This window comes from Streptomyces sp. NBC_00012, assembly GCF_045040875.1.
Classification (GTDB): Bacteria; Actinomycetota; Actinomycetes; order Streptomycetales; family Streptomycetaceae; genus Streptomyces.
In genome coordinates this window covers 4,891,634-4,916,836 of record NZ_CP108309.1, presented here as the reverse complement: position 1 = coordinate 4,916,836, position 25,203 = coordinate 4,891,634, and the positions used below count along the sequence as shown (strand labels likewise).

23 protein-coding genes are annotated in these 25,203 nt (G+C 71.8%); 7 read left to right on the top strand and 16 right to left on the bottom strand.

Going from position 1 to position 25,203, the window contains the following annotated elements:
- Positions 1-363, top strand: coding sequence for a trypco2 family protein (locus tag OHA19_RS22620; protein ID WP_405751320.1), 363 nt, complete (start codon positions 1-3; stop codon positions 361-363).
- On the top strand, positions 360-3,572 hold the full coding sequence (locus tag OHA19_RS22615; protein WP_405751318.1) for an NACHT domain-containing protein: 3,213 nt from the start codon (positions 360-362) through the stop codon (positions 3,570-3,572). Before OHA19_RS22620 ends, OHA19_RS22615 begins: the two co-directional genes overlap by 4 nt.
- Positions 3,573-3,666: 94 nt before the next feature.
- Here OHA19_RS22615 and OHA19_RS22610 read toward each other — a convergent pair whose 3' ends face one another.
- Positions 3,667-6,195, bottom strand: a complete 2,529-nt coding sequence (locus OHA19_RS22610) for an ATP-dependent Clp protease ATP-binding subunit (RefSeq protein ID WP_405713923.1) — start codon at positions 6,193-6,195, stop codon at positions 3,667-3,669.
- 428 nt (positions 6,196-6,623) lie between these two features.
- Between OHA19_RS22610 and OHA19_RS22605 the strand changes: the two genes are divergently transcribed.
- Entirely contained in the window at positions 6,624-7,229 is a 606-nt protein-coding gene (locus OHA19_RS22605) for an SCO3374 family protein (protein ID WP_405751315.1), read from the top strand.
- Here the strand turns inward: OHA19_RS22605 and OHA19_RS22600 are convergent.
- The 10 genes from OHA19_RS22600 to OHA19_RS22555 form a co-directional block, all read right to left on the bottom strand.
- The gene (locus tag OHA19_RS22600) at positions 7,208-7,543 is read right to left on the bottom strand and encodes an Lsr2 family protein (RefSeq protein ID WP_072487060.1); all 336 of its coding nucleotides are present in this window, start codon (positions 7,541-7,543) and stop codon (positions 7,208-7,210) included. The genes OHA19_RS22605 and OHA19_RS22600 overlap by 22 nt on opposite strands.
- A gap of 157 nt (positions 7,544-7,700) precedes the next feature.
- Entirely contained in the window at positions 7,701-8,258 is a 558-nt protein-coding gene (locus OHA19_RS22595) for an amino-acid N-acetyltransferase (protein WP_405713927.1), read from the bottom strand.
- A 9-nt stretch (positions 8,259-8,267) separates the two neighbouring features.
- Entirely contained in the window at positions 8,268-8,765 is a 498-nt protein-coding gene (locus OHA19_RS22590) for a BlaI/MecI/CopY family transcriptional regulator (RefSeq protein WP_405713929.1), read from the bottom strand.
- A 101-nt stretch (positions 8,766-8,866) separates the two neighbouring features.
- A complete protein-coding gene (locus tag OHA19_RS22585) occupies positions 8,867-9,046 on the bottom strand; it encodes a hypothetical protein (protein ID WP_405713931.1) in 180 nt (59 codons plus the stop codon).
- A gap of 48 nt (positions 9,047-9,094) precedes the next feature.
- Entirely contained in the window at positions 9,095-9,682 is a 588-nt protein-coding gene (locus tag OHA19_RS22580) for a hypothetical protein (protein WP_405721588.1), read from the bottom strand.
- 139 nt (positions 9,683-9,821) lie between these two features.
- Entirely contained in the window at positions 9,822-10,619 is a 798-nt protein-coding gene (locus OHA19_RS22575; protein ID WP_405713933.1) for a type III pantothenate kinase, read from the bottom strand.
- Positions 10,619-11,653 carry a carboxylating nicotinate-nucleotide diphosphorylase gene (gene nadC / locus OHA19_RS22570; protein ID WP_405751312.1) on the bottom strand — a complete coding sequence of 345 codons (1,035 nt, stop codon included), beginning with the start codon at positions 11,651-11,653 and terminating at the stop codon, positions 10,619-10,621. The genes OHA19_RS22575 and nadC overlap by 1 nt, the downstream gene beginning before the upstream one ends.
- Before the next feature lie 2 nt (positions 11,654-11,655).
- A complete protein-coding gene (locus OHA19_RS22565; RefSeq protein ID WP_405713937.1) occupies positions 11,656-13,398 on the bottom strand; it encodes an L-aspartate oxidase in 1,743 nt (580 codons plus the stop codon).
- Positions 13,395-14,507, bottom strand: coding sequence for a pantoate--beta-alanine ligase (gene panC / locus OHA19_RS22560; RefSeq protein WP_405751310.1), 1,113 nt, complete (start codon positions 14,505-14,507; stop codon positions 13,395-13,397). The genes OHA19_RS22565 and panC overlap by 4 nt, the downstream gene beginning before the upstream one ends.
- The gene (locus OHA19_RS22555) at positions 14,504-15,460 is read right to left on the bottom strand and encodes a Rossmann-like and DUF2520 domain-containing protein (RefSeq protein ID WP_405713942.1); all 957 of its coding nucleotides are present in this window, start codon (positions 15,458-15,460) and stop codon (positions 14,504-14,506) included. The genes panC and OHA19_RS22555 overlap by 4 nt, the downstream gene beginning before the upstream one ends.
- Before the next feature lie 190 nt (positions 15,461-15,650).
- Between OHA19_RS22555 and OHA19_RS22550 the strand changes: the two genes are divergently transcribed.
- Positions 15,651-16,865 carry a threonine aldolase family protein gene (locus tag OHA19_RS22550; protein ID WP_405713944.1) on the top strand — a complete coding sequence of 405 codons (1,215 nt, stop codon included), beginning with the start codon at positions 15,651-15,653 and terminating at the stop codon, positions 16,863-16,865.
- A gap of 153 nt (positions 16,866-17,018) precedes the next feature.
- On the opposite strand, the gene OHA19_RS22545 is transcribed toward OHA19_RS22550, so the two are convergent.
- Positions 17,019-17,234 carry a hypothetical protein gene (locus OHA19_RS22545; RefSeq protein WP_405713946.1) on the bottom strand — a complete coding sequence of 72 codons (216 nt, stop codon included), beginning with the start codon at positions 17,232-17,234 and terminating at the stop codon, positions 17,019-17,021.
- Between the two features lie 105 nt (positions 17,235-17,339).
- On the opposite strand from OHA19_RS22545, the gene OHA19_RS22540 reads away from it, so the two are divergent.
- Entirely contained in the window at positions 17,340-18,440 is a 1,101-nt protein-coding gene (locus OHA19_RS22540) for a DUF5937 family protein (RefSeq protein ID WP_405721591.1), read from the top strand.
- Positions 18,441-18,582: 142 nt separating this feature from the next.
- Here OHA19_RS22540 and OHA19_RS22535 read toward each other — a convergent pair whose 3' ends face one another.
- Complete coding sequence (locus OHA19_RS22535; protein ID WP_405713948.1) at positions 18,583-19,257, bottom strand: response regulator; 675 nt, start codon at positions 19,255-19,257, stop codon at positions 18,583-18,585.
- Between the two features lie 62 nt (positions 19,258-19,319).
- Positions 19,320-20,522, bottom strand: coding sequence for a sensor histidine kinase (locus tag OHA19_RS22530; RefSeq protein ID WP_405751307.1), 1,203 nt, complete (start codon positions 20,520-20,522; stop codon positions 19,320-19,322).
- Positions 20,523-20,618: 96 nt separating this feature from the next.
- Here OHA19_RS22530 and OHA19_RS22525 point away from each other — a divergent pair, with 96 nt between their 5' ends.
- Both OHA19_RS22525 and OHA19_RS22520 read left to right on the top strand, forming a co-directional pair.
- A complete protein-coding gene (locus tag OHA19_RS22525; protein WP_405713952.1) occupies positions 20,619-21,599 on the top strand; it encodes an SAM-dependent methyltransferase in 981 nt (326 codons plus the stop codon).
- A 136-nt stretch (positions 21,600-21,735) separates the two neighbouring features.
- On the top strand, positions 21,736-22,878 hold the full coding sequence (locus OHA19_RS22520) for an NADH-quinone oxidoreductase subunit D (protein WP_405751304.1): 1,143 nt from the start codon (positions 21,736-21,738) through the stop codon (positions 22,876-22,878).
- Between the two features lie 29 nt (positions 22,879-22,907).
- On the opposite strand, the gene OHA19_RS22515 is transcribed toward OHA19_RS22520, so the two are convergent.
- Both OHA19_RS22515 and OHA19_RS22510 read right to left on the bottom strand, forming a co-directional pair.
- On the bottom strand, positions 22,908-23,927 hold the full coding sequence (locus OHA19_RS22515; protein ID WP_405751301.1) for a hypothetical protein: 1,020 nt from the start codon (positions 23,925-23,927) through the stop codon (positions 22,908-22,910).
- Positions 23,928-24,021: 94 nt separating this feature from the next.
- Positions 24,022-25,008, bottom strand: a complete 987-nt coding sequence (locus OHA19_RS22510) for an ABC transporter substrate-binding protein (protein ID WP_405751298.1) — start codon at positions 25,006-25,008, stop codon at positions 24,022-24,024.
- Positions 25,009-25,203 lie beyond the last annotated feature (195 nt).

Here is a 25,203-nt window from a genome sequence, read left to right as displayed (position 1 = left end):
ATGGCCAGCGACAGCGCAGACACAAGCGGCACGGACGGCATCGAGCTCGCCGATGCCGTCGAGTCGATCCGCAACCAGCTCATCGACGCCGCGGGCCGCGCCACCGGCCGCCCCGTGGCCTTCGAGGTCGGCGACATCGAGATGGAGTTCACCCTCGAACTCCGCAAGGAGATCAAGGGCGGGAGCAAGGTCAAGGCCTGGGTGGTCGAGGCGGGCGCCGACGCCTCCCGCGCGACCGGCCGCACGCACAGGGTCGCGTTCACCCTGAAACCGCGCGACGCCACCACCGGCGGGCCCTGGCAGATCGGCAACGACGACCCGGGCAGCACGGCGCACTTCGGCGGCGGGGCGGCGCAACCGTGAGCACCGCGCCGCCCACCGCACCCGCGGCACGCACGGTAGTCGTCCTCGGCGCCGGAGCCGTTCAGGGCAGCGGCGCCCTGCTCACCCACCGGCTCGTGCTGACCTGCGCCCATGTGGTCAAGGGCGGCAGCCGGGCCACCATCGCCCACCCGGGGCGGGCGGACCGCATCACCGCGACGATCGCCTGGATCGATCACGACCTCGACGCCGCCCTCCTGCTGACCCTCGACCCGATCGCCCCCGTCACCCCGGTGCGGCTCGGCATCCTCCACGCCGAACACGCGGTCCCCGGATGTGAGGTCACCGGCTTCCCCGACATCCAGCGGTACGGCCCCGAGGGGCATCTGGAGACCGACCAGTACACGGCCACCGCCCTGCCGATGGCCGGACAGCTGCGCGGGCTGCTGGTCTGCGAGCTGGACGGCCCACCGCCTCCGGGGGACGACTCGGAGCCCCCGTCGCTGCGCGGCATGTCCGGCGGCCCGGTCTTCGCCGGGAACGTCCTCATCGGCATCGCCCGGCAGATCCCCCGGCAGCGCGACGGCCGGCGCGTGGAGTGCATACCGATCGCACCGCTCATCCGCTCGCACCCGTTCGAACTCGTCTACCGCCAGACCGCCGCCGCGCTGCGCCACGAGCGGGTGCACGGCCGCTTCCCCAGGGACGCGCGGTACGAGGAGGAGTACGCGGCGGCGATCGGAGCCGCGTACCGCCGTACGAAGATCTTCGGCCTCGACGAGCTGGGCCGGCGCGACTCCGAGTGGGATCTGGACACCGCGTACCTGAGCCTTGAGGCCCAGCAGAACGCCGGGGAAGCAGGTCCACCGCCGCAGCGGATCGACGCGCTGCTCTCGGACCGCCCCCGGGTACTGCTGCGCGGCGACGCGGGCGCCGGCAAGACCACGCTGCTGTGGTGGTTGGCCGCCCACGCCTCGGCCGGCACGCTGAGCCCGGAGCTGGCCCCGCTCAACGGCCTGGTCCCGTTCGTCGTACCGCTGCGCACCCTGCGCGCCCAGGGCGGCACATTCCCCGCCCCCGCGCAGCTGCCCGACGCGGCCCGGCTGGTGATCGACGCGGCCCCCGAGGGCTGGGTCGGCCGGGTGCTGGAGTCCGGCCGGGCACTGCTGCTGGTCGACGGCCTGGACGAGGTCCCGCCCGACGACCGCGAGCAGGCGCACCAGTGGCTCTCCCGCCTCCTGGACCGGTACCCGGACATCCGCTGCGCGGCCACGGTGCGCCCGCTCGCCGTCGAGCCGGGCTGGCTGAGCTCCCTGGACTTCGAGGAGCTGCGGCTGCTGCCGATGCGGGACGAGGACATCGAGGCCTTCGTCGCCGCCTGGCACCGGGCCGCCCGGCTGGACGACGACGACCACGAGACGCTCGGCGCGCTGGAACGCGACCTGATCCAGCAGTTCGCCCAGAACCGGGCCCTGCGCGATCTGGCCCGTACGCCGCTGCTCTGCGCGGTGATCTGCGCCCTGCACCGACGCCGCCAGGGCATCCTGCCGGAGACCCGCTGGAGCCTGTACGACTCGGCTCTCACCATGCTGCTCGGCGACCGCGACAAGCAGCGCAGGATCGAGGCCCCCGAGGGCATCACGATGAACGTGGCGGAGCAGGCCCAGCTCCTCCAGCGCATCGCGATCTGGCTGGTGCGGGGCGGCCAGTCGGAGCTCCACCGCTCAGCCGCACTGCGCCAGCTGGAACGCACCCTGCCCGGCATGGAACGGCTACGGTCCCAGGGCTCGGCCGAGGAGATCCTCACCCATCTGCTGAACCGCAGCGGAGTCCTCCAGGAACGCGCCGACGAGGTATACCAGTTCGCCCACCGCACCTTCCAGGACTTCCTCGCCGCGAAGGAGTTCGTCGAGGGCGACCAGCTGAACGAGCTGCTCGGCCGGGCGGGCACGCAGCACTGGTACGACGTCATCCTGCTGTCGGCCGGCCACTGCGGCCGCCGCGAGCACCCCGTACTGGTCAACGGTCTGCTGGACTTCCGGCCCGGCCCGGCCGAGACCACCGTCCGGGTCGAGATCGTCGTCCTGGCCGCACTCTGCGCACAGCACGCGACCTGGCTGGACGAGACGACGCGGGACAGGGTCCGCACGACCGTCGGGGCGCTGTTCCCGCCCGCGAACGACATGGACGTACGGCTGCTCTCCCGCCTCGGTCCGGCCGCTCTGGACCATCTGCCCGACCCGGACCGCGTACCCGCCGAGGAGGTCCGCCCCTGCGTCGACCTGATCAACGAGATCGGCGGGGCGGAGGCCGTGCCGCACGCCCGCCGCTGGGCACTCGCACATCCGGAGCTCAGCTTCTTGTTCAGGGTGGACTGGGACAGGTACCCGGTGGAGAAGTACGCCCGGCAAGTCCTCGCCGTGCTGGACCACCACTCCCTGAACATCGACTCCCGGGCGAAGCTGGCGGCGCTGCGCCACCTGCCGTCCGCCACGGACCTGCAGATCACCGGGTGCTTCACCTCCGCCGAGCTCCACGCCGCCCTGCGCGACAGGCCCTGGAAGGATCTGGTCTTCCGGCAGAACCCCTGCATGACGGACCTTTCGTTCCTGGCGGACTGCGCCGATCAGCTCGATGCCCTGTCCTTGAGGGTCTGCCCGGCCGTACGGGACCTCGGTCCGCTCACCGGACTGCAGGCGCTGAGGACGGTCGAGCTGGACATGAGCCATATCCCCGACGCCGCGCTGACCGCCACGGCTTCGAGGAAATTGAGATCCCTGGGGCTCAGCCACGTGTCGGCGGAGCGGCTGACCCTACTGCCCGCCCACCCCGAGCTGCACTCGCTGGCCATAGACAGGACGGTCTCGCTGGAGATCGACTCACTCGACGGCTGGACGCGCCTGCGGCAGCTCGAACTGAGAACTCGCACGCCGGTCCAGCCGCTGCTCGCCGCTCTCCGACGGGCGCCGCAGGTGGACCACGTGGCCCTGACCCTGACGTCCCTGACGGAATTCGTCGACAAGCAGCCTGTTCCCTCTGTCAAGGTTCTGACGCTCAGCCTCAGCGACGGCGTGTTCGGGCTCGAACAGATCCCCCGGGTCTTCCCCGCTCTGGAGTGGCTGACGCTCACTCCGCCCAAACATGTCGAACGCGTCGCTCTGTCCCCACTGCGGGCGATGCCGGGGCTCCGGGTGGCCGTGACCGGCCGCGCGGAGATCACCAGCGGCGAGGGCCTCGGCGTAGACCGGTGACCGCGGCACGCACGCGAAAAGGGGCTGCCCCGGACCGCTTCACACGGTTCCGGGGCAGCCCCTTCTGCTTCTGCTCAGGCGCTCAGCTGCGTCCTCACACGTCCTTCGACATGTTCGGGCCCGCGCCGCCTGCCGCCTGCTCGATCGGGGGGACGTCGGGCAGCGCCGACTTCTCCTCGCCGCGGAAGGTGAACGCCTTCTCCTCACCCTCGCCCTCGGTGCCGACGACCACGATGTGACCGGGGCGCAGCTCACCGAAGAGGATCTTCTCGGAGAGGATGTCCTCGATCTCGCGCTGGATCGTCCGGCGCAGCGGCCGGGCGCCCATCACGGGGTCGTAGCCCTTCTTGGCGAGGAGAGTCTTGGCGTCACCGCTGAGCTCGATGCCCATGTCGCGGTCCTTCAGACGCTCGTCCACCTTGGCGATCATCAGGTCGACGATCTGGATGATGTCTTCCTGGCTGAGCTGGTGGAAGACGACCGTGTCGTCGACACGGTTGAGGAACTCGGGCCGGAAGTGCTGCTTGAGCTCCTCGTTGACCTTGACCTTCATCCGCTCGTAGTTCGTCTTGACGTCGCCCTGGGCGGCGAAGCCCAGGTTGAAGCCCTTCGAGATGTCCCGCGTCCCGAGGTTGGTCGTCATGATGATGACCGTGTTCTTGAAGTCCACGACCCGGCCCTGGGAGTCGGTCAGGCGACCGTCTTCCAGAATCTGGAGCAGGGAATTGAAGATATCGGGGTGGGCCTTCTCGACCTCGTCGAAGAGAACGACGGAGAACGGCTTGCGGCGCACCTTCTCGGTGAGCTGACCGCCCTCTTCGTAACCCACGTAACCGGGGGGAGAACCGAAGAGGCGGGAAACCGTGTGCTTCTCGCTGAACTCCGACATGTCGAGGGAAATCAGCGCGTCCTCGTCGCCGAAGAGGAATTCGGCGAGCGTCTTGGAGAGCTCCGTCTTACCGACACCGGACGGGCCGGCGAAGATGAACGAGCCACCGGGGCGCTTCGGGTCCTTCAGACCGGCTCGCGTACGGCGGATCGCCTGCGAGAGGGCCTTGATGGCGTCCTTCTGCCCGATGACGCGCTTGTGGAGCTCGTCCTCCATGCGCAGCAGACGGGAGGACTCCTCCTCCGTCAGCTTGAAGACCGGGATGCCGGTCGCGGTGGCCAGGACCTCGGCGATCAGCTCGCCGTCGACCTCGGCCACGACGTCCATGTCGCCGGCCTTCCACTCCTTCTCGCGCTTGGTCTTCGCGGCCAGGAGCTGCTTCTCCTTGTCGCGCAGGGAAGCGGCCTTCTCGAAGTCCTGCGAGTCGATCGCGGACTCCTTGTCGCGGCGGACGCCCGCGATCTTCTCGTCGAACTCGCGGAGGTCCGGCGGCGCGGTCATCCGGCGGATGCGCATCCGGGATCCGGCCTCGTCGATCAGGTCGATCGCCTTGTCCGGCAGGAAGCGGTCCGAGATGTACCGGTCGGCCAGCGTCGCGGCCTGGACCAGCGCCTCGTCCGTGATGGAGACGCGGTGGTGGGCCTCGTAGCGGTCGCGCAGACCCTTGAGGATCTCGATGGTGTGCGGCAGCGACGGCTCCGCGACCTGGATGGGCTGGAAGCGGCGCTCCAGCGCGGCGTCCTTCTCCAGGTGCTTGCGGTACTCGTCGAGCGTGGTGGCACCGATGGTCTGGAGCTCACCGCGGGCCAGCATCGGCTTGAGGATGCTGGCGGCGTCGATCGCGCCCTCGGCGGCACCCGCACCCACGAGGGTGTGGAGCTCGTCGATGAACAGGATGATGTCGCCGCGGGTGCGGATCTCCTTGAGGACCTTCTTCAGGCGCTCCTCGAAGTCACCGCGGTAGCGGGAGCCGGCGACCAGCGCGCCGAGGTCGAGGGTGTAGAGGTGCTTGTCCTTGAGGGTCTCGGGCACCTCGCCCTTGACGATGGCCTGCGCCAGCCCTTCGACGACCGCCGTCTTGCCGACGCCGGGCTCGCCGATGAGAACCGGGTTGTTCTTGGTGCGGCGGGACAGCACCTGCATGACCCGCTCGATCTCCTTCTCGCGCCCGATGACCGGGTCGAGCTTGGATTCGCGGGCGGCCTGGGTGAGATTCCGGCCGAACTGGTCGAGCACCAGGGACGTGGAGGGCGTGCCTTCCGCGGGGCCGCCCGCGGTCGCCGCCTCCTTGCTGCCCGAGTACCCGGAGAGCAGCTGGATGACCTGCTGCCGCACCCGGTTCAGGTCGGCGCCCAGCTTCACGAGGACCTGGGCGGCGACGCCCTCGCCCTCGCGGATCAGGCCGAGCAGGATGTGCTCGGTGCCGATGTAGTTGTGGCCGAGCTGAAGGGCCTCACGGAGCGAGAGCTCCAGGACCTTCTTGGCCCGGGGCGTGAAGGGGATGTGCCCGGACGGGGCCTGCTGGCCCTGGCCGATGATCTCCTCCACCTGCTGGCGGACCGCCTCGAGCGAAATCCCGAGGCTCTCCAGGGCCTTAGCGGCGACACCCTCACCCTCGTGGATAAGGCCCAGGAGGATGTGCTCGGTGCCGATGTAGTTGTGGTTGAGCATCCGGGCTTCTTCCTGAGCCAGGACGACAACCCGCCGCGCGCGGTCGGTGAACCTCTCGAACATCGTTAATCGCTCCTCAGAGCGGTCAGGCAGTAAGGGGTCGGTCCCCTCCCTGTCCTTCCGCAGCTTAGTCCCGCAAGCGGGGACCGCTCATTCCAACTGCCGACACCGTCCTTGGCCTCCTGCCCCGAACGCTGACAACTTCTCCAACCCGATGGTGCGAGACGATGTTCCCGCAGGCCAGGCAGATACCCCTTTCGCCAGTACGCCGATGGCGAACGTGGGATGCCCGAACCTGCGTGTCGCCCCTCCCCACTAGGGATGTCTTACCCGCAATTACAGACAGTCCATGCGGCGCACGCCGGTTCCCTCCGCTACGGGCGAACACATTCGCGCTCCCGAATGTGCCCCTACGCCCCCACCCTGGACACAATGCGCACTCACTTGCGGACTCTGCGTAACCCCGAGGGCGTCCGGGCCGTTCTTCCGGCATGGCCATCACCGTCTCGTCCCCCGCGCCATCGGTCACCAGCGAGCGTGAGAACGGCGACTGCGCCCGCTGGGCACAGTGGTACGAACGCGAACTCGGCTGGGTGACGGCGGGCACCGCACCGGTGCGACTGCTGACCGGGCTGCGGTTCGACGTGCTCCAGGTCCCCGCGGCCGCCGGTCACGCGGCGCTGCGGCGGCTGGACCGCACCGGGCCCGTGGCGCTGTCGGGTGCGCGGATGAGCCTGCTGGTCGCGGTGGGGAGCGCCGACGAGCTTCCCGGGCTGCTCGACTGGCTGGAGTGGAGAGGCGTCGCCCTCTCGCTGACCGCCATCGGCGCGGGCGGCCGGATCACCGCGCCGGTGCCACCCGGACGGATGGCGGGCCGGCCGGGGACCGCTGCATGGCTGCGGCCCCCCGGGCTTCGACACGAGGAAGGGTCGGATCTCCCGGCCCTCGCCGGCCTCGGGAGCAGGGGTGGGGGTGCTCCCGATCTCGTACGGCTGGTGGACGCGGTGGCGACGGAATGCCACCGGGCCTGGTTGATGCATGCCCGAACGGGGCCGTCGACGGATGGGTCGACAGCTCAGCCGTTGGCCTTCTCGTAAGCTTCGCGGATCTCCGCGGGTACCCGGCCACGGTCATTCACATTGTGGCCGTTCTCGCGGGCCCACTTACGGATCTCGGCAGTGTCCTTGTTGCCACCCGTAACGGCGCGGCCCTTGCCACGGCCGGACGCCGCGCGGCCACCCGTACGCCGGCCACCCTTGGTGTACGGCTCAAGAAGACCACGGAGCTTGTCCGCGTTGCTCGTCGTGAGGTCAATCTCGTACGTCTTGCCATCGAGAGCGAACGTGACCGTCTCGTCCGCCTCGCCGCCGTCGAGGTCATCGACAAGAAGGACCTGAACCTTCTGTGCCACTGGATTCCCTTTCATCGAAAATGCAGTACGCGGAAAGGAAACCGCTTTTCCCCGGAAAACACAAACCCCCGGGAGAGGTTCGGGATCGCGGGAAGACGGGAAACATGCGCGATTCGGACATAGGGTTCCGGCTTCTTGTGGCGGTCGCAGATGGCGCTCACAGATGCAGAAGCATCCGGCTGTTGCCCAAGGTGTTCGGCTTCACTCGTTCGAGACCCAGGAACTCCGCTACACCCTCGTCATAGGAACGCAGCAGCTCGCTGTAGACATCTCCGTCGACCGGTGTCTCTCCGATCTCCACGAAGCCGTGCTTCGCGAAGAAGTCGACTTCGAAGGTGAGACAGAAAACCCGCCGCACGCCCAGCCAACGGGCGGTCTGCAACAACTTGTCCAGCACTTGATGGCCGACTCCCGCGCCCCTGATGCTGTGGTCGACGGCGAGAGTACGCACTTCGGCGAGGTCTTCCCACATCACGTGCAGCGCGCCGCAGCCGATGACCCGGGCGTCCTCGTCGCGTTCCGCGATCCAGAACTCCTGGATGTCCTCGTAAAGCGTCACGGTCGCTTTGTCGAGCAGGATACCTTCACGTACGTACCCGTCGAGGAGTCGGCGGACCGAAGACACATCGCTGGTCCTGGCCCGTCGGACTGTGATGGCCGTGTTTATGACCGGCGGTTCGGTACGGGAATCGGCATGCGGAAGCTCTGAGGGCATACCCCGACGCTATCGCCCGGCCTCCGGACCCGCCCCATCGGCCGGATCTGCGGCCGGATCTCCGGCCGCTTCATCGGCATCGCCGACCGCCGCGTCGGCCCGTTCGCCGACAGGTTCGCCGGACTCCGGCCCGGGGGTCCCGGAGAGGCCGGGCTGAACGATCCGCATGGCGTCCTGGAGCGCCTCGCGCTGCTCGGCGGACATCATGCCGAAGAAGGCGACAAGAGCGGCCGCGGGGTTGTCGCTGCGCGACCATGCTTCGTTCATCAGCGCGGCCGAGTAGGCGGCGCGGGTGGAGACCGCCGTATATCTATATGCGCGGCCGTCGACTTCCCTGCGCACCCAGCCCTTCTGATGGAGATTGTCCATTACCGTCATGACGGTGGTGTAGGCGATGGAGCGTTCCTGCTGAAGGTCCTCAAGGACTTCCCGCACGGTGACCGGACGGTTCCATTGCCAGATCCGTGTCATCACGGCGTCTTCCAGATCTCCCAATTGGCGGGGCACAATGTCACTTTAGTGCCAGATGCCCGGAATGACCGGTTTATTTGCGCAGCAAAAGGGCGCACGGCTCCGGAAGAGTCGTGCGCCCTTGGTGTGCTGCGGGGTCAGTCGTCGTTGTTCGACGTGGACTGCTGGACGGACCCGGCGCGGCCGAACGCCAAGTCCACGGCCGCGTCCTCCTTGGCCTTGTTGGGACCGCCCTGGCTCTTGACGATCGTCACGACGAGGCCGATGAAGAAGACGGCCATCACCACGGGGGGCACGAGCGCGGATACGTAGTCCATGCCGTCCAGAGTAGCGAGGCCGCTACGGACCCCGGCGCCGCCCCTCCACTACCCCGCGGCGCGCTGCTGCGGCGGCGGGACCGGGCGGCGGCGGGGCGGGAAGACCTCCGAGGGTTTCGGCGCGGGGCGCCCGGCCGGGCCGGTGGGCCGGGCGGGTTCCGCCGGGGCCTTGGGCCGTTCGGGTTCCGCGTCGGCCACGCCGGTCCGGCCGCCGGGCAGGGCGAGGAGCCGGCTGCGTGGCGCCGGAGCCTTCGCCGGCACGGCGCGTCCGGCGAGGCGGGCCCGTACCGACCGCTCCGCGAGCACCTGACAGCGCTCCAGGAGCGCCGCGGCCACCGGCCTGTGGCGCAGGGCGCGCAGCGCGGCCAGGTCATCGGGGCCGGGGTCGTACCCGCCCGCCAGGGCGTCCTGGAGCAGTTCCAGGTAGCCGCTGACGGAGCCGGGGAGGGCGTTGCGGTAGCGGACGAGTTCGGCGAGGAGGAACGTACGCAGCCGTCCGGCCTCGCCGACCGCCTCGTCCACGGCGCCGGCCAGCCGCAGGCAGTCCTGGACGTCCTCGTCCGGCAGGGGCATGGGATGGAGGGCGATGGCGAGGGCACGTCGGAGCACCCGCAGCTCGTCCGCGCTGAACGCCATGCCGCCGCGTGATCCGTATGGCGTGGGCATAACGCGACAATACGTGCTAAATGGACAAAATCCGCTTAGCTGGCCGTCGGCGGCGCGGCGGCGGTGCCCCGCCGCCGCGGGCCGTTCCCGCAGGTACGGCCGGTATCCGCTACATCCGGGACACGTTCCGCTCGTACACCAGGCGCAGGCCGATGAGGGTGAGCCAGGGCTCGTGCTCGTCGATGACGGATGACTCGCCCAACACCATTGGCGCAAGGCCGCCCGTCGCGATGACGGTGACGTCGTCGGGGTCGGCCGCCAGTTCCTTCTTCATCCGCGCGACGACGCCGTCGACCTGGCCGGCGAAGCCGTAGATGATGCCCGACTGCATCGCCTCGACCGTGTTCTTGCCGATCACGCTGCGCGGCCGGGCCAGCTCGATCTTGCGGAGCTGGGCGCCCTTGACGCCGAGCGCCTCGACGGAGATCTCGATGCCGGGGGCGATCACACCGCCGGTGTACTCGCCCCGGGCGGAGACCGCGTCGAAGGTGGTGGCGGTGCCGAAGTCGACGACGATCGCCGGACCGCCGTAGAGCTCGGCGGCGGCGGCCGCGTTGATGATGCGGTCCGTGCCGACCTCCTTCGGGTTGTCCATCAGGATCGGCACGCCGGTCTTGATGCCCGGCTCGACGAGCACGGCGGGGACGTCGCCGTAGTAGCGGCGGGTCACCTCGCGCAGCTCGTGCAGGACGGCCGGGACCGTGGAGCAGATCGCGATGCCCTCGATGCCGTCGCCCAGCTCCATGCCGAGCAGCGGGTGCATGCCCATCAGGCCCTGGAGCAGCACGGCGAGCTCGTCGGCGGTGCGGCGGGGATCGGTGGAGATCCGCCAGTGCTCGACGATCTCCTCGCCGTCGAACAGGCCGAGGACGGTGTGGGTGTTGCCGACGTCGATGGTGAGCAGCATCAGGCGTCGGCCCCGTCGGTGTCGCGGAAGTCCAGGCCGATGTCGAGGATCGGCGAGGAGTGGGTGAGCGCGCCGACGGCCAGGTAGTCGACGCCCGCCTCGGCGTAGGCGCGGGCGGTGTCGAGGGCGAGCCGGCCGGAGGACTCCAGGACCGCGCGGCCGCCGACCAGGGCGACCGCCTCGGCCGTCTGGAGCGGGGTGAAGTTGTCCAGCAGGATCAGGTCGGCGCCCGCGTCGATCACCTCGCGGACCTGCTGGAGGGTGTCGACCTCGACCTCGATCGGTACGTCCGGGAACTCGTCCCGCACCCGCTTGAAGGCCTCGGCCACGCCGCCCGCGGCGATGACGTGGTTGTCCTTGACCAGCGCCGCGTCCGACAGCGACATCCGGTGGTTGACGCCGCCGCCGCAGCGCACCGCGTACTTCTCCATGGCGCGCAGGCCCGGGGTGGTCTTGCGGGTGTCGCGGACCTTGGCCTTGGTGCCTTCCAGCACATCGGCCCAGGCGCGGGTGGCGGTCGCGATGCCGGAGAGCCGGCACAGCAGGTTGAGCGCGCTGCGCTCGCCGGTGAGCAGGTCGCGGGTGCGGGTCGTGACGGTCAGCAGCTTCTGGCCGGGGGCGACCCGGTCGCCGTCCTCGACGTGGCGCTCGACCGCGAACTCCTCCGTGCAGACGATGGACAGGACGGCCTCGGCGATGCGCAGACCGGCCACGACGCCCGCCTCGCGGGCGGTGAAGTCACCGGTGGCCACGGCGTCCTCGGCGACGGTCGCGACGGTGGTGACATCCACCCCGCCGTCCAGGTCCTCCTCGATCGCCACGTGCGCGACGTCCTCGACCTGGACCGGGTCCAGGCCCGCGTCGGCGAGGAGCTGGGCGAGGGCCGGGTCGAGGCCGCACTCCAGCGGGTCGAACTCGTCCCCGCCACAGCCGCAGCCGTCCCCGCAGCCGCCCGCGGAGGGTGCGGGCGCGCCGATATGGATCAGCGGTACGTCCACGGGTGTGGGGCGCGGATTCTCTTCGGGCGTGCTCACGGTTACTGCTCCTCGGTGACGTCGGCGGGGTGGGTGGGGGGTGCTGCTGCGCAGTCTGGTGCCTGCGCGGGGCGTACGGGCCCGAATGCCTCGGTCTCCGTCCGGCAAAGGACCGGGCGGCGCTCCGGGGTGAGCCGGACGACGAGGTGGCGGCGCCAGTTCTCGTCGTCGCGCTCGGGCCGGTCCTCGCGCCAGTGGCAGCCTCGGGTCTCCTCGCGCTGCCGGGCGGCGGCGACCAGTACGCGCGAGACGAGCAGCAGGTTGGTGGCCTCCCACGCCTCGACGCCGGGCACCGCGGTCTTGGGCTCGTCGGCCTCCACGGCCTGCGCGGCGCTGTTGTGGAGGGCCTCCAGCTCGTCGGCGGCGGCGGCCAGGCTCTCGGCGGAGCGCAGCACTCCGGCGCCCCGGGCCATGATGCGCTGGATCGTGGACCGGGCCTCCGGGGCGATCAGTGGGGAGGGCGCGCGGTCGTCGCCGGTCTCCGCGGCGCCCGCGCGGGGCCGGTCCGCGACGATGTCCGCCGCGATGCGCTCGGCGAAGACGAGGCCCTCCAGGAGGGAATTGGACGCCAGCCGGTTCGCGCCGTGCACGCCGGTGCAGGCGACCTCGCCGCAGGCGTAGAGGCCGGGCACCGTGGTACGTCCCCGCAGGTCGGTGCGGATGCCGCCGGAGGCGTAGTGCGCGGCGGGGGCGACGGGGATCGGTTCGGTCACGGGGTCGATGCCGTGGGCGCGGCAGGCCGCCAGGATCGTCGGGAAGCGCTGCTCCCACATCTCGGCGCCGAAGTGGCGGGCGTCGAGGTACATGTTCTCGGTGCCGTGCAGTTCCATCCGGCGGGTGATGGCCTTGGCGACGATGTCGCGCGGGGCGAGCTCCGCCAGCTCGTGCTGTCCGAGCATGAAGCGCGTGCCGGACGCGTCGACGAGGTGGGCGCCCTCGCCCCGTACCGCCTCCGACACCAGCGGCTGCTGGCCCTCGGAGCCGGCGCCGAGGAACAGGACCGTCGGGTGGAACTGGACGAACTCCAGGTCGGAGACCTCCGCGCCGGCCCGCAGCGCCAGCGCCACGCCGTCGCCGGTGGAGACGGCCGGGTTGGTGGTGGCGGAGAAGACCTGGCCCATGCCGCCGGTGGCGAGGACCACCGCGGGGGCGTGGACCGCGCCGACGCCGTCGTGCTGGCCCTCACCCATGACGTGCAGCGTGACGCCCGCGGTACGGCCTTCGGCGTCGGTGAGGAGGTCCAGTACGAGCGCGTTCTCCACGGTGTGCAGGGCGGCCTCGCGGACCGCCTCGACCAGGGTGCGGGAGATCTCGGCGCCCGTGGCGTCACCGCCCGCGTGGGCGATGCGGCGGCGGTGGTGGCCGCCCTCGCGGGTCAGCGCGATGTCGCCGCTCTCCGTGGTGTCGAAGTGGGCACCGGTCCCGATCAGCCGGCGCACGGCGTCCGGGCCCTCGGTGACCAGCGTCCGCACCGCCGCCTCGTCGCACAGACCCGCGCCCGCGACCAGGGTGTCGTCGAGGTGCTGCTCGGGGGTGTCGCCCTCGCCGAGGGCGGCCGCGATGCCGCCCTGCGCCCAGCGGGTGGAGCCGTCGTCGAGGCGGGCCTTGGTGACGACGACGGTGGCCAGGCCCGCGGCGGCGCAGCGCAGTGCGGTGGTGAGACCGGCCACGCCGGAGCCGACCACCACGACGTCGGCGTCGAGGGACCAGCCGGGGGCGGGGGCGGTCAGCCGTATTCCGGTCACGTGGTGGCTCCGAAGGTCAGCGGGATGTTGTCGATGAGGCGGGTCCTGCCGACCCGCGCGGCGACGGCGAGGACCGCCTCACCGGTGGTGCGGTCGTCGGGGATCTCGGTGAAGTCGGCCGGGTCCACGAGCGCCAGGTAGTCCATGGCGAGCGGGGGCTGCGCGGCCGCCGCGTCGTCGAGGATCAGGAGTGCGGCCGCCCGTACCGCGGAGGGGCCGTCGACCGGACGCGCCAGGGCCACCGCCTGGGTGTCGGCGGCGGCGCGGGCCTCGCCGAGCGCGGTGAGCGCGGCGGCCCGGCCGGTGGTGGCCGAGGTGGTCTGCGCGCGGGCGTGCAGCGCCTGCTGGGCGGCGAGCCGGTCGCGGGCGGCGAACAGGGCCCGGGACAGGGCGAGGGCGGTGTGCCGTTCCTCCGCGTCCAGGAAGCGGTTGCGGCTGGAGAGCGCGAGGCCGTCCGGCTCGCGGACCGTCTCCACGCCGGCGATCTCCACGGGGAAGTTCAGATCGCGCACCATGCGGCGGATCAGCGCCAGCTGCTGGGCGTCCTTCTGCCCGAAGAACGCGACGTCGGGGCGGGTGAGGTGGAGGAGCTTGGCGACGACGGTGAGCATGCCGTCGAAGTGTCCGGGGCGCGAGGCCCCTTCGAGCCGCTCGCCCATCGGGCCCGCGGAGATCCGGACCTGCGGCTCGCCACCGGGGTAGACCTCGTCGACGGACGGTGCGAAGACCGCGTCCGCCCCGGCCGCGCCCGCCACGGCGAGGTCGGCGTCGAGCGTACGGGGGTAGCGGTCCAGGTCCGCGGCCTCGCCGAACTGGAGCGGGTTGACGAAGACGGTGACGACCACCTGGCCCTCGGGCCCCGCCGCCGCCCGCGCGGCGCGGATCAGGGTGGCGTGGCCCTCGTGCAGGGCGCCCATGGTCATGACGACGGCCCGCCCTGCCTTGAGCGGGGCGCGCGGGACGCGCGGGACGAACGCGCCGAGCTCGGCCGCGGTACGGAGCAGGGTGGCCGCGGCGGGGCGGGGGGTGTCGGTCGTGCCGGGGGTACCGGGGGCGCCAGGGGCACCGGGGGTGCCGGTCGTGTCGGGGGTGCCGGTCGTGTCGGTCATCGGGGCTCCTGTGATCCGGTGCCGCCCGTGGTACCGGGGCCGGTGCCGTCGGCCAGGACCCCGAGCAGGTCCTCGGCCAGCTCCGGCTTGAGCATGCCGTGGGCGAGGGCGCGGTCGGCGGTGGCGCGGGCCATCGCGACGTATCCGGCCACGGCCTGCGGGGCGTGCCTGCGCAGCTCGCCGATGTGCGCGGCGACCGTACCGGCGTCGCCGCGGGCCACCGGGCCGGTCAGGGCGGCGTCGCCGAAGCGCAGGGCGTTGTCGAGTGCGGCGCCGAGGAGGGGGCCGAGCATCCGGTCGGGGGCGGCGACCCCGGCCGTGCGCAGCAGCTCCATCGACTGGGCGACCAGGGTGACCAGGTGGTTCGCACCGAGCGCGAGCGCCGCGTGGTAGAGCGGACGGGACTCCTCCGCGATCCATTCGGGCTCGCCGCCCATCTCGATGACCAGGGCCTCGGCGGCCAGCCGCAGCTCCTCGGGGGCGGTCACGCCGAAGGAGCAGCCGGCCAGCCGCTGGACGTCGACGGAGGTGCCGGTGAACGTCATCGCCGGGTGCAGGGCGAGCGGCAGGGCGCCGGCCCGCAGCGCCGGGTCCAGGACCCGCGTCCCGTACCGCCCCGAGGTGTGGACGATCAGCTGTCCCGGCCGCACCGCGCCGGTCTCGGCGAGGCCCTCGACCAGGCCGGGCAGGGCGTCGTCGGGGACCGTCAGCAGCACCAGCTCGGCGCGCGCCAGGACCTCGGCGGGCGGCACCAGCGGTACGTCGGGCAGCAGTGCGGCGGCCCTGCGCACGGACGCGTCGGAGACGCCGGACACGGCGACCGGCCGGTGCCCGGCGAGCTGGAGCGACGCGGCGAGAGCGGGGCCGACACGGCCCGCGCCCACGACGCCGACCGTGAGCCGGGCGGGGCGGTCCCTCGCTTCGAGGGGGTCGTTGGGGGCTGTTGCATTCACGCGGCGGTGGCCTTCCGTTCCAGTCCCGGGGGGTACCGGACGATTCCTCTGCATGCTACGCCAGCGTTTCGCCCGGACTCCTGGCTGTCCACAGCCTGTGGGAAAAGTCCGGGCGGGAGGCGCGGCCCGGAGCCGGGAACGCCCGGAAAACCATGCGGGTCCGCGCTGCGGGCTGCGTGATGATCGTCCCATGACAGACACAGCAGACATGGGCGGGCAGTCACGGCCGGAGGCACCGGAGGACCTGCGGGAGGAGCCGCGGGAGGAATCCCAGCAGGACGCGCAGCGGTCGCGCAGGATCAATGCCTGGGCCGCGGCCGAACGGGTCCTGATCCGGCCGCCCATGAACCTCTCGCTCGGTGAGCGGCTGGCCGCGCTGGCGGCCGGGGCCGGGGCCGTCACCGATCTCGACCGCCCCGCGGACATCTACGGCGACGGCGTCGTGGCCGAGCTGGAGGAGCGGATCGCGGGCCTGCTGGGCATGGAGGCCGCCGCGTTCTTCCCGACCGGGACGATGGCGCAGCAGGTGGCGCTGCGGTGCTGGGCCGGGCGGACCGGTGACACCGCGGTGGCACTGCACCCGCTCGCCCATCCCGAGATGCACGAGCGCGGCGCCCTGGCTGCGGTGAGCGGGCTGCGTACCGTCCACCCGACGTCCGAGCCCCGGCTGCCCACGGCGCAGGAGATCCGCGACTTCGACGAGCCGTTCGGCACGCTGATGCTGGAGCTGCCGCTGCGCGACGCCGGTTTCGTCCTGCCGACGTGGGAGGAGCTGGAGGACGCGGTGGCGGCCGCGCGGGAACGCGATGCGGTGGTGCACATCGACGGCGCGCGGCTCTGGGAATGCGCCCCCCACTTCGGGCGGGAGCTGCCGGAGATCGCGGCGCTCGCGGACAGCGTGTACGTGTCGTTCTACAAGACCCTGGGCGGAATCTCCGGGGCGGCGCTGGCCGGTCCCGCGTCGCTGATCGAGGAGGCCCGCACCTGGCGCCACCGGTACGGCGGGCAGCTCTTCCAGCAGTTCCCGGCAGCGATCGCGGCCCTGATCGGCCTCGATCAGGAGCTGCCGCGGCTGGCCTCGTACGTGGCGCAGGCGAAGGTGGTGGCCGCGGCGCTGGCCGAGGGCTTCTCCACGGCCGGCACGCCGTGGTTCCGGGTGCACCCGGAGCCGCCGCACACGCACCAGTTCCAGGTGTGGCTGCCGTACGCGGCGGACGTGCTGACGGAGGCGGCGGTGCGGCAGGCGGAGGAGACGGGCGTGTCCCTCTTCCGCAAGTGGTACCCGGCGGCCGCCGGGCCGCCCGGACTGTCGTTCACCGAGGTGACGGTGGGGCGCGAAGGGCTGGAGTGGACCGCCGAGGATGTACGGGGCGCGGTGCGGGAGTTCGTGGAGCGGCTGGCCTGAGGGGCGTCCCGCATTTCGCGGAGCGGTCGGTCCGAGAACCGTCCGGCATCGATGGAGCAGCCGGCCCCGGGGGCCGTCCGGCATCGATGGAGCAGCCGGCCCCGGGGGCCGTCCCGCGGTGGGAGGCAGCCGGACCGCTCGTCCGGGCCGTGCTCAGACGCCGGACGGACCGTACTTCCCGAGCAGGGACCGGAGCGCCGCCCACCGGCGGCCGCGTGCCGGGCGGCCCGCGATCACCGCGTCGAAGCGGCGCCGGTCGCGGGCCTCGCGCACCACGCCCCAGTCGTGCCGGCCCGGCAGTGGCGGCGGCAGCTCGCCCCGCTGGGCCGCGCGATAGCTGTCGATCATGTGCTGCTGAATGGCGTCCATGGCCTCAGCGTGGGACGGTCCCGGCCCGCCCCGCCCGCCGATTGACGAGCCCCGTCAAATGGCGCCGGGCCTTCTGCGGGCACCCCGCACTATGGAGGGGTGAGCGTGCACATCGACATCGCCGGGCTGACTCCCGACCGCATCGTCTTCGAGACCTCCCCCCTCGCCGAGCTGGGGCTCGCCCTGCATGCCCTCTCCGAGCCGGGGCACCACCCGGGCCTGCACGGCTGGGCGACGGCGACCTCCAGCGCGCTGGAGCCGGACCTCGCCGACCGGCTGCACGAGGCCGATTTCCTGTGGCGCCACACGTTCTCGGACGTCTTCATGCCGTTCGCCGGGGTCCGCGGCGGCAACGGCAGGACGGGCGCCAACCTCGCCGAGGACCTCGACATCCTCGACCGGCTCGACGACGAGCGGTTCGTCGCCGCCGCCCTGGAGTTCACCTGCACCAGCCTGTACGGGGCCGGCGCGCCGTCCCCGCTCGCCGATCCGGTGATGCGCGCCCGCGCCCTGGACATGGCGGCGGCACGCGGCCCCCGGCAGGTGGAGTTCGCTCAGCAGCTGCTGGCCGACCCGGCCCCCATACGCCGCTGGGTGCGGCGCCTGTTCGAGGACTGCGACCGGGCGTTCTTCTCGGACACCTGGCGCCGGGTCCAGGTCCAGCTGGCCGCCGACGCCCGGCACAAGAACGACCTGCTGCGCCGCAAGGGGCTCGGCGAGGCGATGGCCGCGGTCTCCACGGCGCTGACCGTCGACGAGGCCGGGACCATGATCAGCGCCGACAAGCTGAGCGAGGGCCGGACCAGCACCGTCGGCTCCGGGCTCACGCTCATCCCGTCCACCTTCGGCTGGCCGCACCTCAACCTGCTGCACGCGCCGGGCTGGCGCCCGGTGATCCACTATCCGGTGCACCAGCCCGAGCTGCCCTCCCCCGCCTCCGTGGAACTGCTCCAGCTGCGCATGGAGGCGCTGGCCCACCCGATGCGGATGCGGCTCTGCCGCCATCTCGCCCGCTCCCCGCACACCACCGGCCAGCTCGCCGACACGCACGGCATCACCGCGCCCGAGGTCTCCCGGCATCTCGCGGTGCTGAAGAAGGCGGGCCTGGTCACCACCCGGAGGCGCGGCCGGTACGTGCTGCACCAGCTGGACCTGACCTCGGTGGCACGGCTCGGCAGCGACTTCCTGGAAGGCATCCTGCGCTGACCCGTCGCCGGGCCGCTCAGGTCGTGTCCGGCGGATCAGGACCGGACCCCGGCCGTGATCCGCCGGGCACGACCTGCGTCAGACCGGCCCGCGGCCGGACACGGCCTGCGTCAGACCGACCCGCCGCCGGACACGGCCTGAGTCAGACCGACCCGCCGCCGGCCCGGACCAGCCCCGTCTCGTACGCGAGGACCACGACCTGCACCCGGTCGCGCAGGCTCAGCTTGGTGAGGATGCGGCCCACGTGCGTCTTCACGGTCGCCTCGGAGAGCACCAGGCGCGCCGCGATCTCGCCGTTCGACAGGCCCTGGGCCACCAGCAGCATCACCTCGCGTTCGCGTTCGGTGAGCCTGGCGATGTCCTTGTGCTTCGGCTCACCGGTACCGCTCGGCAGCATCGGGGAGAAGCGGTCGAGCAGTCGGCGGGTGGTGGAGGGGGCGACGACGGCGTCACCGCTGTGCACGGAGCGGATGGCGGCGAGCAGCTCGGCGGGCGGCACGTCCTTGAGCATGAAGCCGCTGGCTCCGGCCTTGAGCCCGGAGAAGGCGTACTCGTCGAGGTCGAAGGTGGTCAGGATGAGCACCTTGGGCGCCTCCGGCTGCGCGCAGATGCGCCGGGTGGCCTCGACACCGTCCAGCCTGGGCATCCGTACGTCCATCAGCACCACGTCGACGGCGGTGGAGCGAAGGTTCTCGATCGCCTCCGCGCCGTCGCCGGCCTCGGCCACGACCTCCATGTCCGGCTGGGCGGCGAGCACCATCCGGAAGCCGGTGCGCAGCAGCACCTGGTCGTCGACGAGCATCACGCGGATGGCCATGAGGTGTCCTGTCTCCTGTTCTTCCCCGCGAAGGGTTTCTTCCCCGCGAAGGGTGCGAAGGTCTAGTGGGCCGGCTTGAGCGGCAGCAGCGCGCTGATCCGGAAGCCGCCGCCGGGACGCGGCCCGGCGTCCAGCGTGCCGCCGACCATGCCGACCCGCTCGCGCATCCCGATCATTCCGTGGCCCGCGCCGTCGGCGCCGCCGTCCTCGTACAGTTCGTGGGCCGCGCCCCGCCCGTCGTCCTCGATCAGCAGTCCGAGCCCGTCGTCGAAGTAGACCAGACGCACACTGGCCCCCGCGTCCGGGCCGCCGTGCTTGCGGGTGTTGGTCAGGGCCTCCTGCACGATGCGGTACGCGGTCAGCTCGACCCCGCTGGGCAGCGGGCGCGGGGTGCCCTCGATCCTGAAGTCGACGGCCAGGCCGGTCTGTCTGACCTGTTCGATCAGGTCCTCGATCTGGTCCACGTCCGGCTGCGGGACGTACTCCCCGCTCTCCTGCGCGTCGCCCGTCCGCAGCACCCCGAGCAACCGCCGCATCTCGGCGAGCGCCTGCCTGCCGGTGCTGGAGATGGTCTCCAGGGCCTGCTTGGCCTGGTCGGGGGCGGCGTCCATGACGTACGCCGCACCGTCGGCCTGGACCACCATCACCGACACGTTGTGCGCGACGACGTCGTGGAGTTCACGTGCGATCCGGGCCCGCTCGGCCGCCACCGCGACCTTCGACTGCGCCTCGCGCTCCCGCTCCAGCCGGGCGGCGCGCTCCTCCAGCTGGCTGAAGTAGGCACGCCTGGTCCGCATCGAGTCGCCGAGCACCCAGGCCAGCACGAACGGCACGGTCAGCACGATGACGACGAAGGTCTGCTGGGCCCAGCCGCCCTGCGGCGCCTCCTGCTGCCAGCGCAGCTTGGACAGACCCGCCGCGCACAGGCTGCAGACCAGCGCGAGCCGGGACGCCCAGCGCTCCCCGACGGTGGCCACGGTGAAGACGATCACCAGCATGGCGAAGTTCATGGCACCGGGTCCGACCCCGGTGACCAGCTGCGCCACCCCCATCGCGATGGCGAGCAGCAGCATCTTCTCCGGCGCGCGCCGACGCAGCGCGACGACGACGCAGAGACCGAGCACGATCGGGACGGCAGCGACGTGCCCCGCTCCGTGGCTCGGGACACCCACCATGGACAAGCCGGAGAGCCCGAGGAGGACGACGGCCCAGAAGCAGTCGACGCCCGACGGGTGTCTGCGGATGAAGTCGTAGAGGCGCTGCACGTGACCCAGCGTAGGGACAGCCGAGGGGCGCCCGGGTCAGCCGAAGGGCCGATCCGGCTCCGGGGACCGTACTCCCCAAGGTGGAGACTTGGACAGGTGACGGACGAGTGGCGTGGGTGGCAGGTGGCGGCACAGACCGCTTTGTACGGGGACGGGGGGTTCTACCGGAGCCCCGAGGGGCCGGCGGGCCACTTCCGTACCTCCGTCCACGCCTCGCCGCTCTTCGCCGCCGCCGTCGCCCGGCTGCTGGTCGGGACGGCACGGGAGCTGGGTACCGGCTCGGTGGACCTGGTGGATCTGGGTGCCGGGCGGGGCGAGTTGCTGACGGGGGTGCTGGCGGCGCTGCCGGCCGCGGGCGCCGACGGCCTGGCCGTACGGGCGTACGCCGTGGAGCTCGCCGCCCGTCCGCCCGGTCTGGATGCCCGGATCGAGTGGTGCGCCGAACCGCCGCCGGGGATCCGCGGCCTGCTGTTCGCCAACGAGTGGCTGGACAACGTCCCGGCCGAGGTCGCCGAGACCGACGCGGACGGCGTCGACCGGTACGTCCAGGTCCGGACCCGGGACGGTGCGGAGCGGCTGGGCGAGCCGGTGACCGGGGCGGACGCCGAGTGGCTGCGCCGGTGGTGGCCGTCGGCCGGTCCGGGCGGCCGCGCGGAGATCGGCCGCCCCCGCGACGAGGCCTGGGCGCGGGCGGTCGCCACGCTGGCCGGGGGGCTCGCCGTGGCGGTGGACTACGCCCATGTGCGCGACGCGCGGCCCCCGTTCGGCACCCTGACCGGCTTCCGGGCAGGCCGCGAGGTCCGGCCGGTGCCGGACGGCAGCTGCGACCTCACCTCGCACGTGGCGCTGGACGCCTGCGCGGCGGCCGGGGCCTTCGCCGGTGCGCGGCCCGAGCTGCTGAGCCAGCGCGAGGCGCTGCACCGCCTCGGCGTCGACGGCGGACGCCCACCCCTGGCCCTGGCGTCGACGGACCCGGCCGGCTACGTACGGGCGCTCGCCTCGGCGGGCGAGGCGGCGGAGCTGACGGCCCGGGGCGGCCTCGGCGACTTCGGCTGGCTGATGCAGCGAAAAGGCTGATGCGGCGAGTGGGCTGATGCGGCAAGGGGGCCGATGCGGCATGGGGGCTGGGGCAGGGAGCTGCGAGCGGGGGGCTGCGAGCGGGGCCCGCGGCCCTGGGCTCCGCGCCCCGGCGCGTTCGCGCGATACTGGCCGCATGACGGAGACGACGGTCGGCATCGGCGGCGCGGCGGAGAGCACCGACATGGTGCTCAACATCGGCCCCCAGCACCCCTCCACCCACGGTGTGCTCCGACTGCGCATCGTCCTGGACGGCGAGCGCATCCAGCACGCCGAGCCGGTCATCGGCTACATGCACCGGGGCGCGGAGAAGCTGTTCGAGGCCCGCGACTACCGGCAGATCGTGATGCTCGCCAACCGGCACGACTGGCTCTCGGCGTTCTCCAACGAGCTGGGCGTCGTGATGGCCGTGGAGCGCATGCTCGGCATGGAGGTCCCGGAGCGCGCGGTCTGGACCCGCACCCTGCTCGCCGAGCTGAACCGGGTGCTGAACCATCTGATGTTCCTCGGTTCGTACCCGCTCGAACTCGGCGGGATCACCCCGGTGTTCTACGCCTTCCGCGAGCGCGAGGAGCTCCAGGCCGTGATGGAGGAGGTCTCCGGCGGGCGGATGCACTACATGTTCAACCGCGTCGGCGGCCTCAAGGAGGACCTCCCGGCCGGATGGCTCGGACGCGCCCGGGACGCCGTCGCCTCGGTCCGGTCCCGGATGGACGTCTACGACGACCTGGTGCTCGGCAACGAGATCTTCCGGGGCCGCACCCGCGACGTGGGCGTGCTCGCCGCGGAGACCGTGCACGCGTACGGGGTGTCCGGGCCGATCGCCCGCGCCTCGGGCGTCGACTTCGACCTGCGGCGCGACGAGCCGTATCTCGCGTACGGGGAGCTCCAGGACACCCTGAAGGTGGTCACCCGCACCGAGGGCGACTGCCTGGCCCGCTTCGAGTGCCTGCTGGAGCAGACGCACAACGCCCTGGACCTCGCGGACGCCTGCCTGGACCGGATGGCCGGCCTGGCCCCCGGCCCCATCAACCAGCGGCTGCCCAAGGTGCTGAAGGCCCCCGAGGGCCACACCTACGCCTGGACCGAGAACCCGCTCGGCGTCAACGGCTACTACCTGGTGTCCAAGGGCGAGAAGACCCCGTACCGGCTGAAGCTCCGCTCCGCCTCGTACAACAACATCCAGGCGCTCACCGAGCTGCTGCCGGGCACGCTGGTCGCCGACATGGTGGCGATCCTGGGCTCGCTCTTCTTCGTCGTCGGCGACATCGACAAGTAGCCGGCGGGCGGCGGCCCCGGGGCCGCCGCCTACGAGATCGCGCTGCGCAGCTCCGCCACGTCCAGCTGCTCGGTCTCGTCGTGCGCGGTCAGGTCGATGACCTCGCCGACGGCCCGTTTCTCGGCCTTGCCCGTACGGTGCGCGGCCAGCGCCTCCTCGCCCACCACGTCGGCGAGGTCCTCGTTCTGCACGGACTCGATCGCGGCGCGCGCCGCCTTCTGCGTACCGAAGAAGTCGAAGCTGCCCTGCGGCACCGGCTGGCGCCGGGAGGCCGTGTACGGGGCGATGGCGGTGGCGGCCGGTGCGGTGCGCGCCGGGGGCAGCGCGGCGGACGGCCGGGGCGCGGGCAGGGCGGCCGGCGGGCGCAGGTGCTGCGCACCGGTCCGGTCATCGGCGGCTGCGGCGTGCTTGCCCTGCCGCTCCTCCGCCTCCCGGGACCGCTCGGCGAGATCACGCTTCCTGGCCTGCTCGGCGGTGCGGCGCGCCTCCTGGAGTGCCCCGTTGCGGGAGAGGTCCTCCAGCGCCTGGGCGGCACGCAGATAGGCGGCCGACGTCGGGGTGCTGCGTGCGGCGGGCAGCTCCCGGGGCGCGGCGGCGGCTTCGAGCGCGAGCTGCCTGCGGCCCTCCAGCGCGCTGGCCCGCTCGGTCTCGGCGGTGGCGTACCGGCGCAGCAGCGCGGCGTGCTCGCCGCGCAGGTTGGCGAGCTCCACGCGCTTGCGGCGCAGCTTCGTCTCCAGCCGGGTGCGCAGCTCCCGGGACTCCTCCAGGTCGGACTCCAGCTCGGCGATCCGCTCCTCGGCCCGCCATTCGTCACCGGCGCGGGCCCGCGTCAGCTCCGCGACCCGGCGGCCGGCTTCCCGGTCCCAGCTGCGCATCAGATACGCGCCGGTCACGGCGGCGGCCGCCGCGGCGGCCGCCAGGGAGCGCAGGACCAGGGGTTCGGCGAACAGCCAGGTACTTCCGGCACAGAGAACCGAGACTCCGACGACTGCCGACGGCGGAAGGATTCTGTGCAGAGGTGGCGAATGGCGATGACGTCCACGTGGCATGGCCTGAAATTTACCGTGTGTACGGGGCACTTGGGGGGCCGCCGGGCAATCTGTTCCCTCCCGGTTACCTGACGGCCACCATTACCCCCGATTCCTACTTCTCGATGAGGCTCTTCGAGCGCAGATACTCCTTGGCCACATCTGCGGGCTTTGCGCGCTCCGCGTCGACCTTGCGGTTCAGTTCCGCGAGATCTTCGGTGGTGAGCGCCTTGGTGAGCCTGCCGAGCGCATCGGCAATGTCCTGCGAACCGGCGTCCTCGGCATTGAGGACCGGCAGCACGTTGTCGGCGTTCTGGAGCTTCTTGTCGTCCTCCAGGAACACCAGGCCGTAGCTGTCCAGCACCGCGTCCGTGGTGGTGGTGAGGACCAGCTGGTCCTTGCCGTCCTTGACCGCCTGCTTGGACTGCGGCGTACCGACTCCCTTGGGGTCGATTCCGGTGACATCGATGCCGTAGGTCTTCTTCAGACCAGGTGCGCAGAACGGCCGCACCTCGCACTCGTCACCCGCCGCGATCTTCACCGCGACCTTCGACCTGCCGAGGTCAGAAAGGGTCTTGAGCTTGTTCTTCGCGGCGAATTCCTTCGTCACCGCGAAGGCGTTCTGGTCGACGGCCGCACCGGCCGGGAGCGCCTTCAGTCCGCGCGGGGTGGCGAGCTTCTCCAGCGCGGCGACGGTGGCCGCCGTGTCACCGGAGGCGACCGGTGCCTTCTCGGCCTTCTTGGCGCCGTTCACCTTGGCATTGAGGAATTCGGCGATCGTCGCGGCGTATTCGGGGACGACATCGATCTCGCCCTTCTCCAGGGACGGCTCGTACAGTTCCCGGTTGGCCACCGTGGTGATCGAGGTGCTGTATCCGGCGTCGCCGAGGATCTGCGCGTACAGCTCCGCGAGCACCTTGGACTCGGTGAAGGAGGCGGCACCGACGACGAGCGAACTCTTCTTGCCGGAGCCCGCGGCGCCGCCGGCGGATGCCGAGCCCGCCTTGTCCTTCTCCAGGCTGTCGCCGCCGCAGGCGGCGAGCGAGCCGGTCAGCGCGACCATGCCGATGACCGCGCCGGCTATGCGCGAGGTCTTGCTCATTGTTGTTCTCCGTCCACAGCAACAGGTCTGAATGGCCTGAATGGTCTGAATGGCCCGAGTGGCCTGAATCGTCCGAATGGGATGAGATCCCTGGAATCGCGGATCCGGACCGGAACCGCGGATCGAGAATCGGGACTCGGTGATCGGGGTCGGGTCGGGGATCGGGGCTCCGCCCGGCCGTCGGGCGCCGTCATG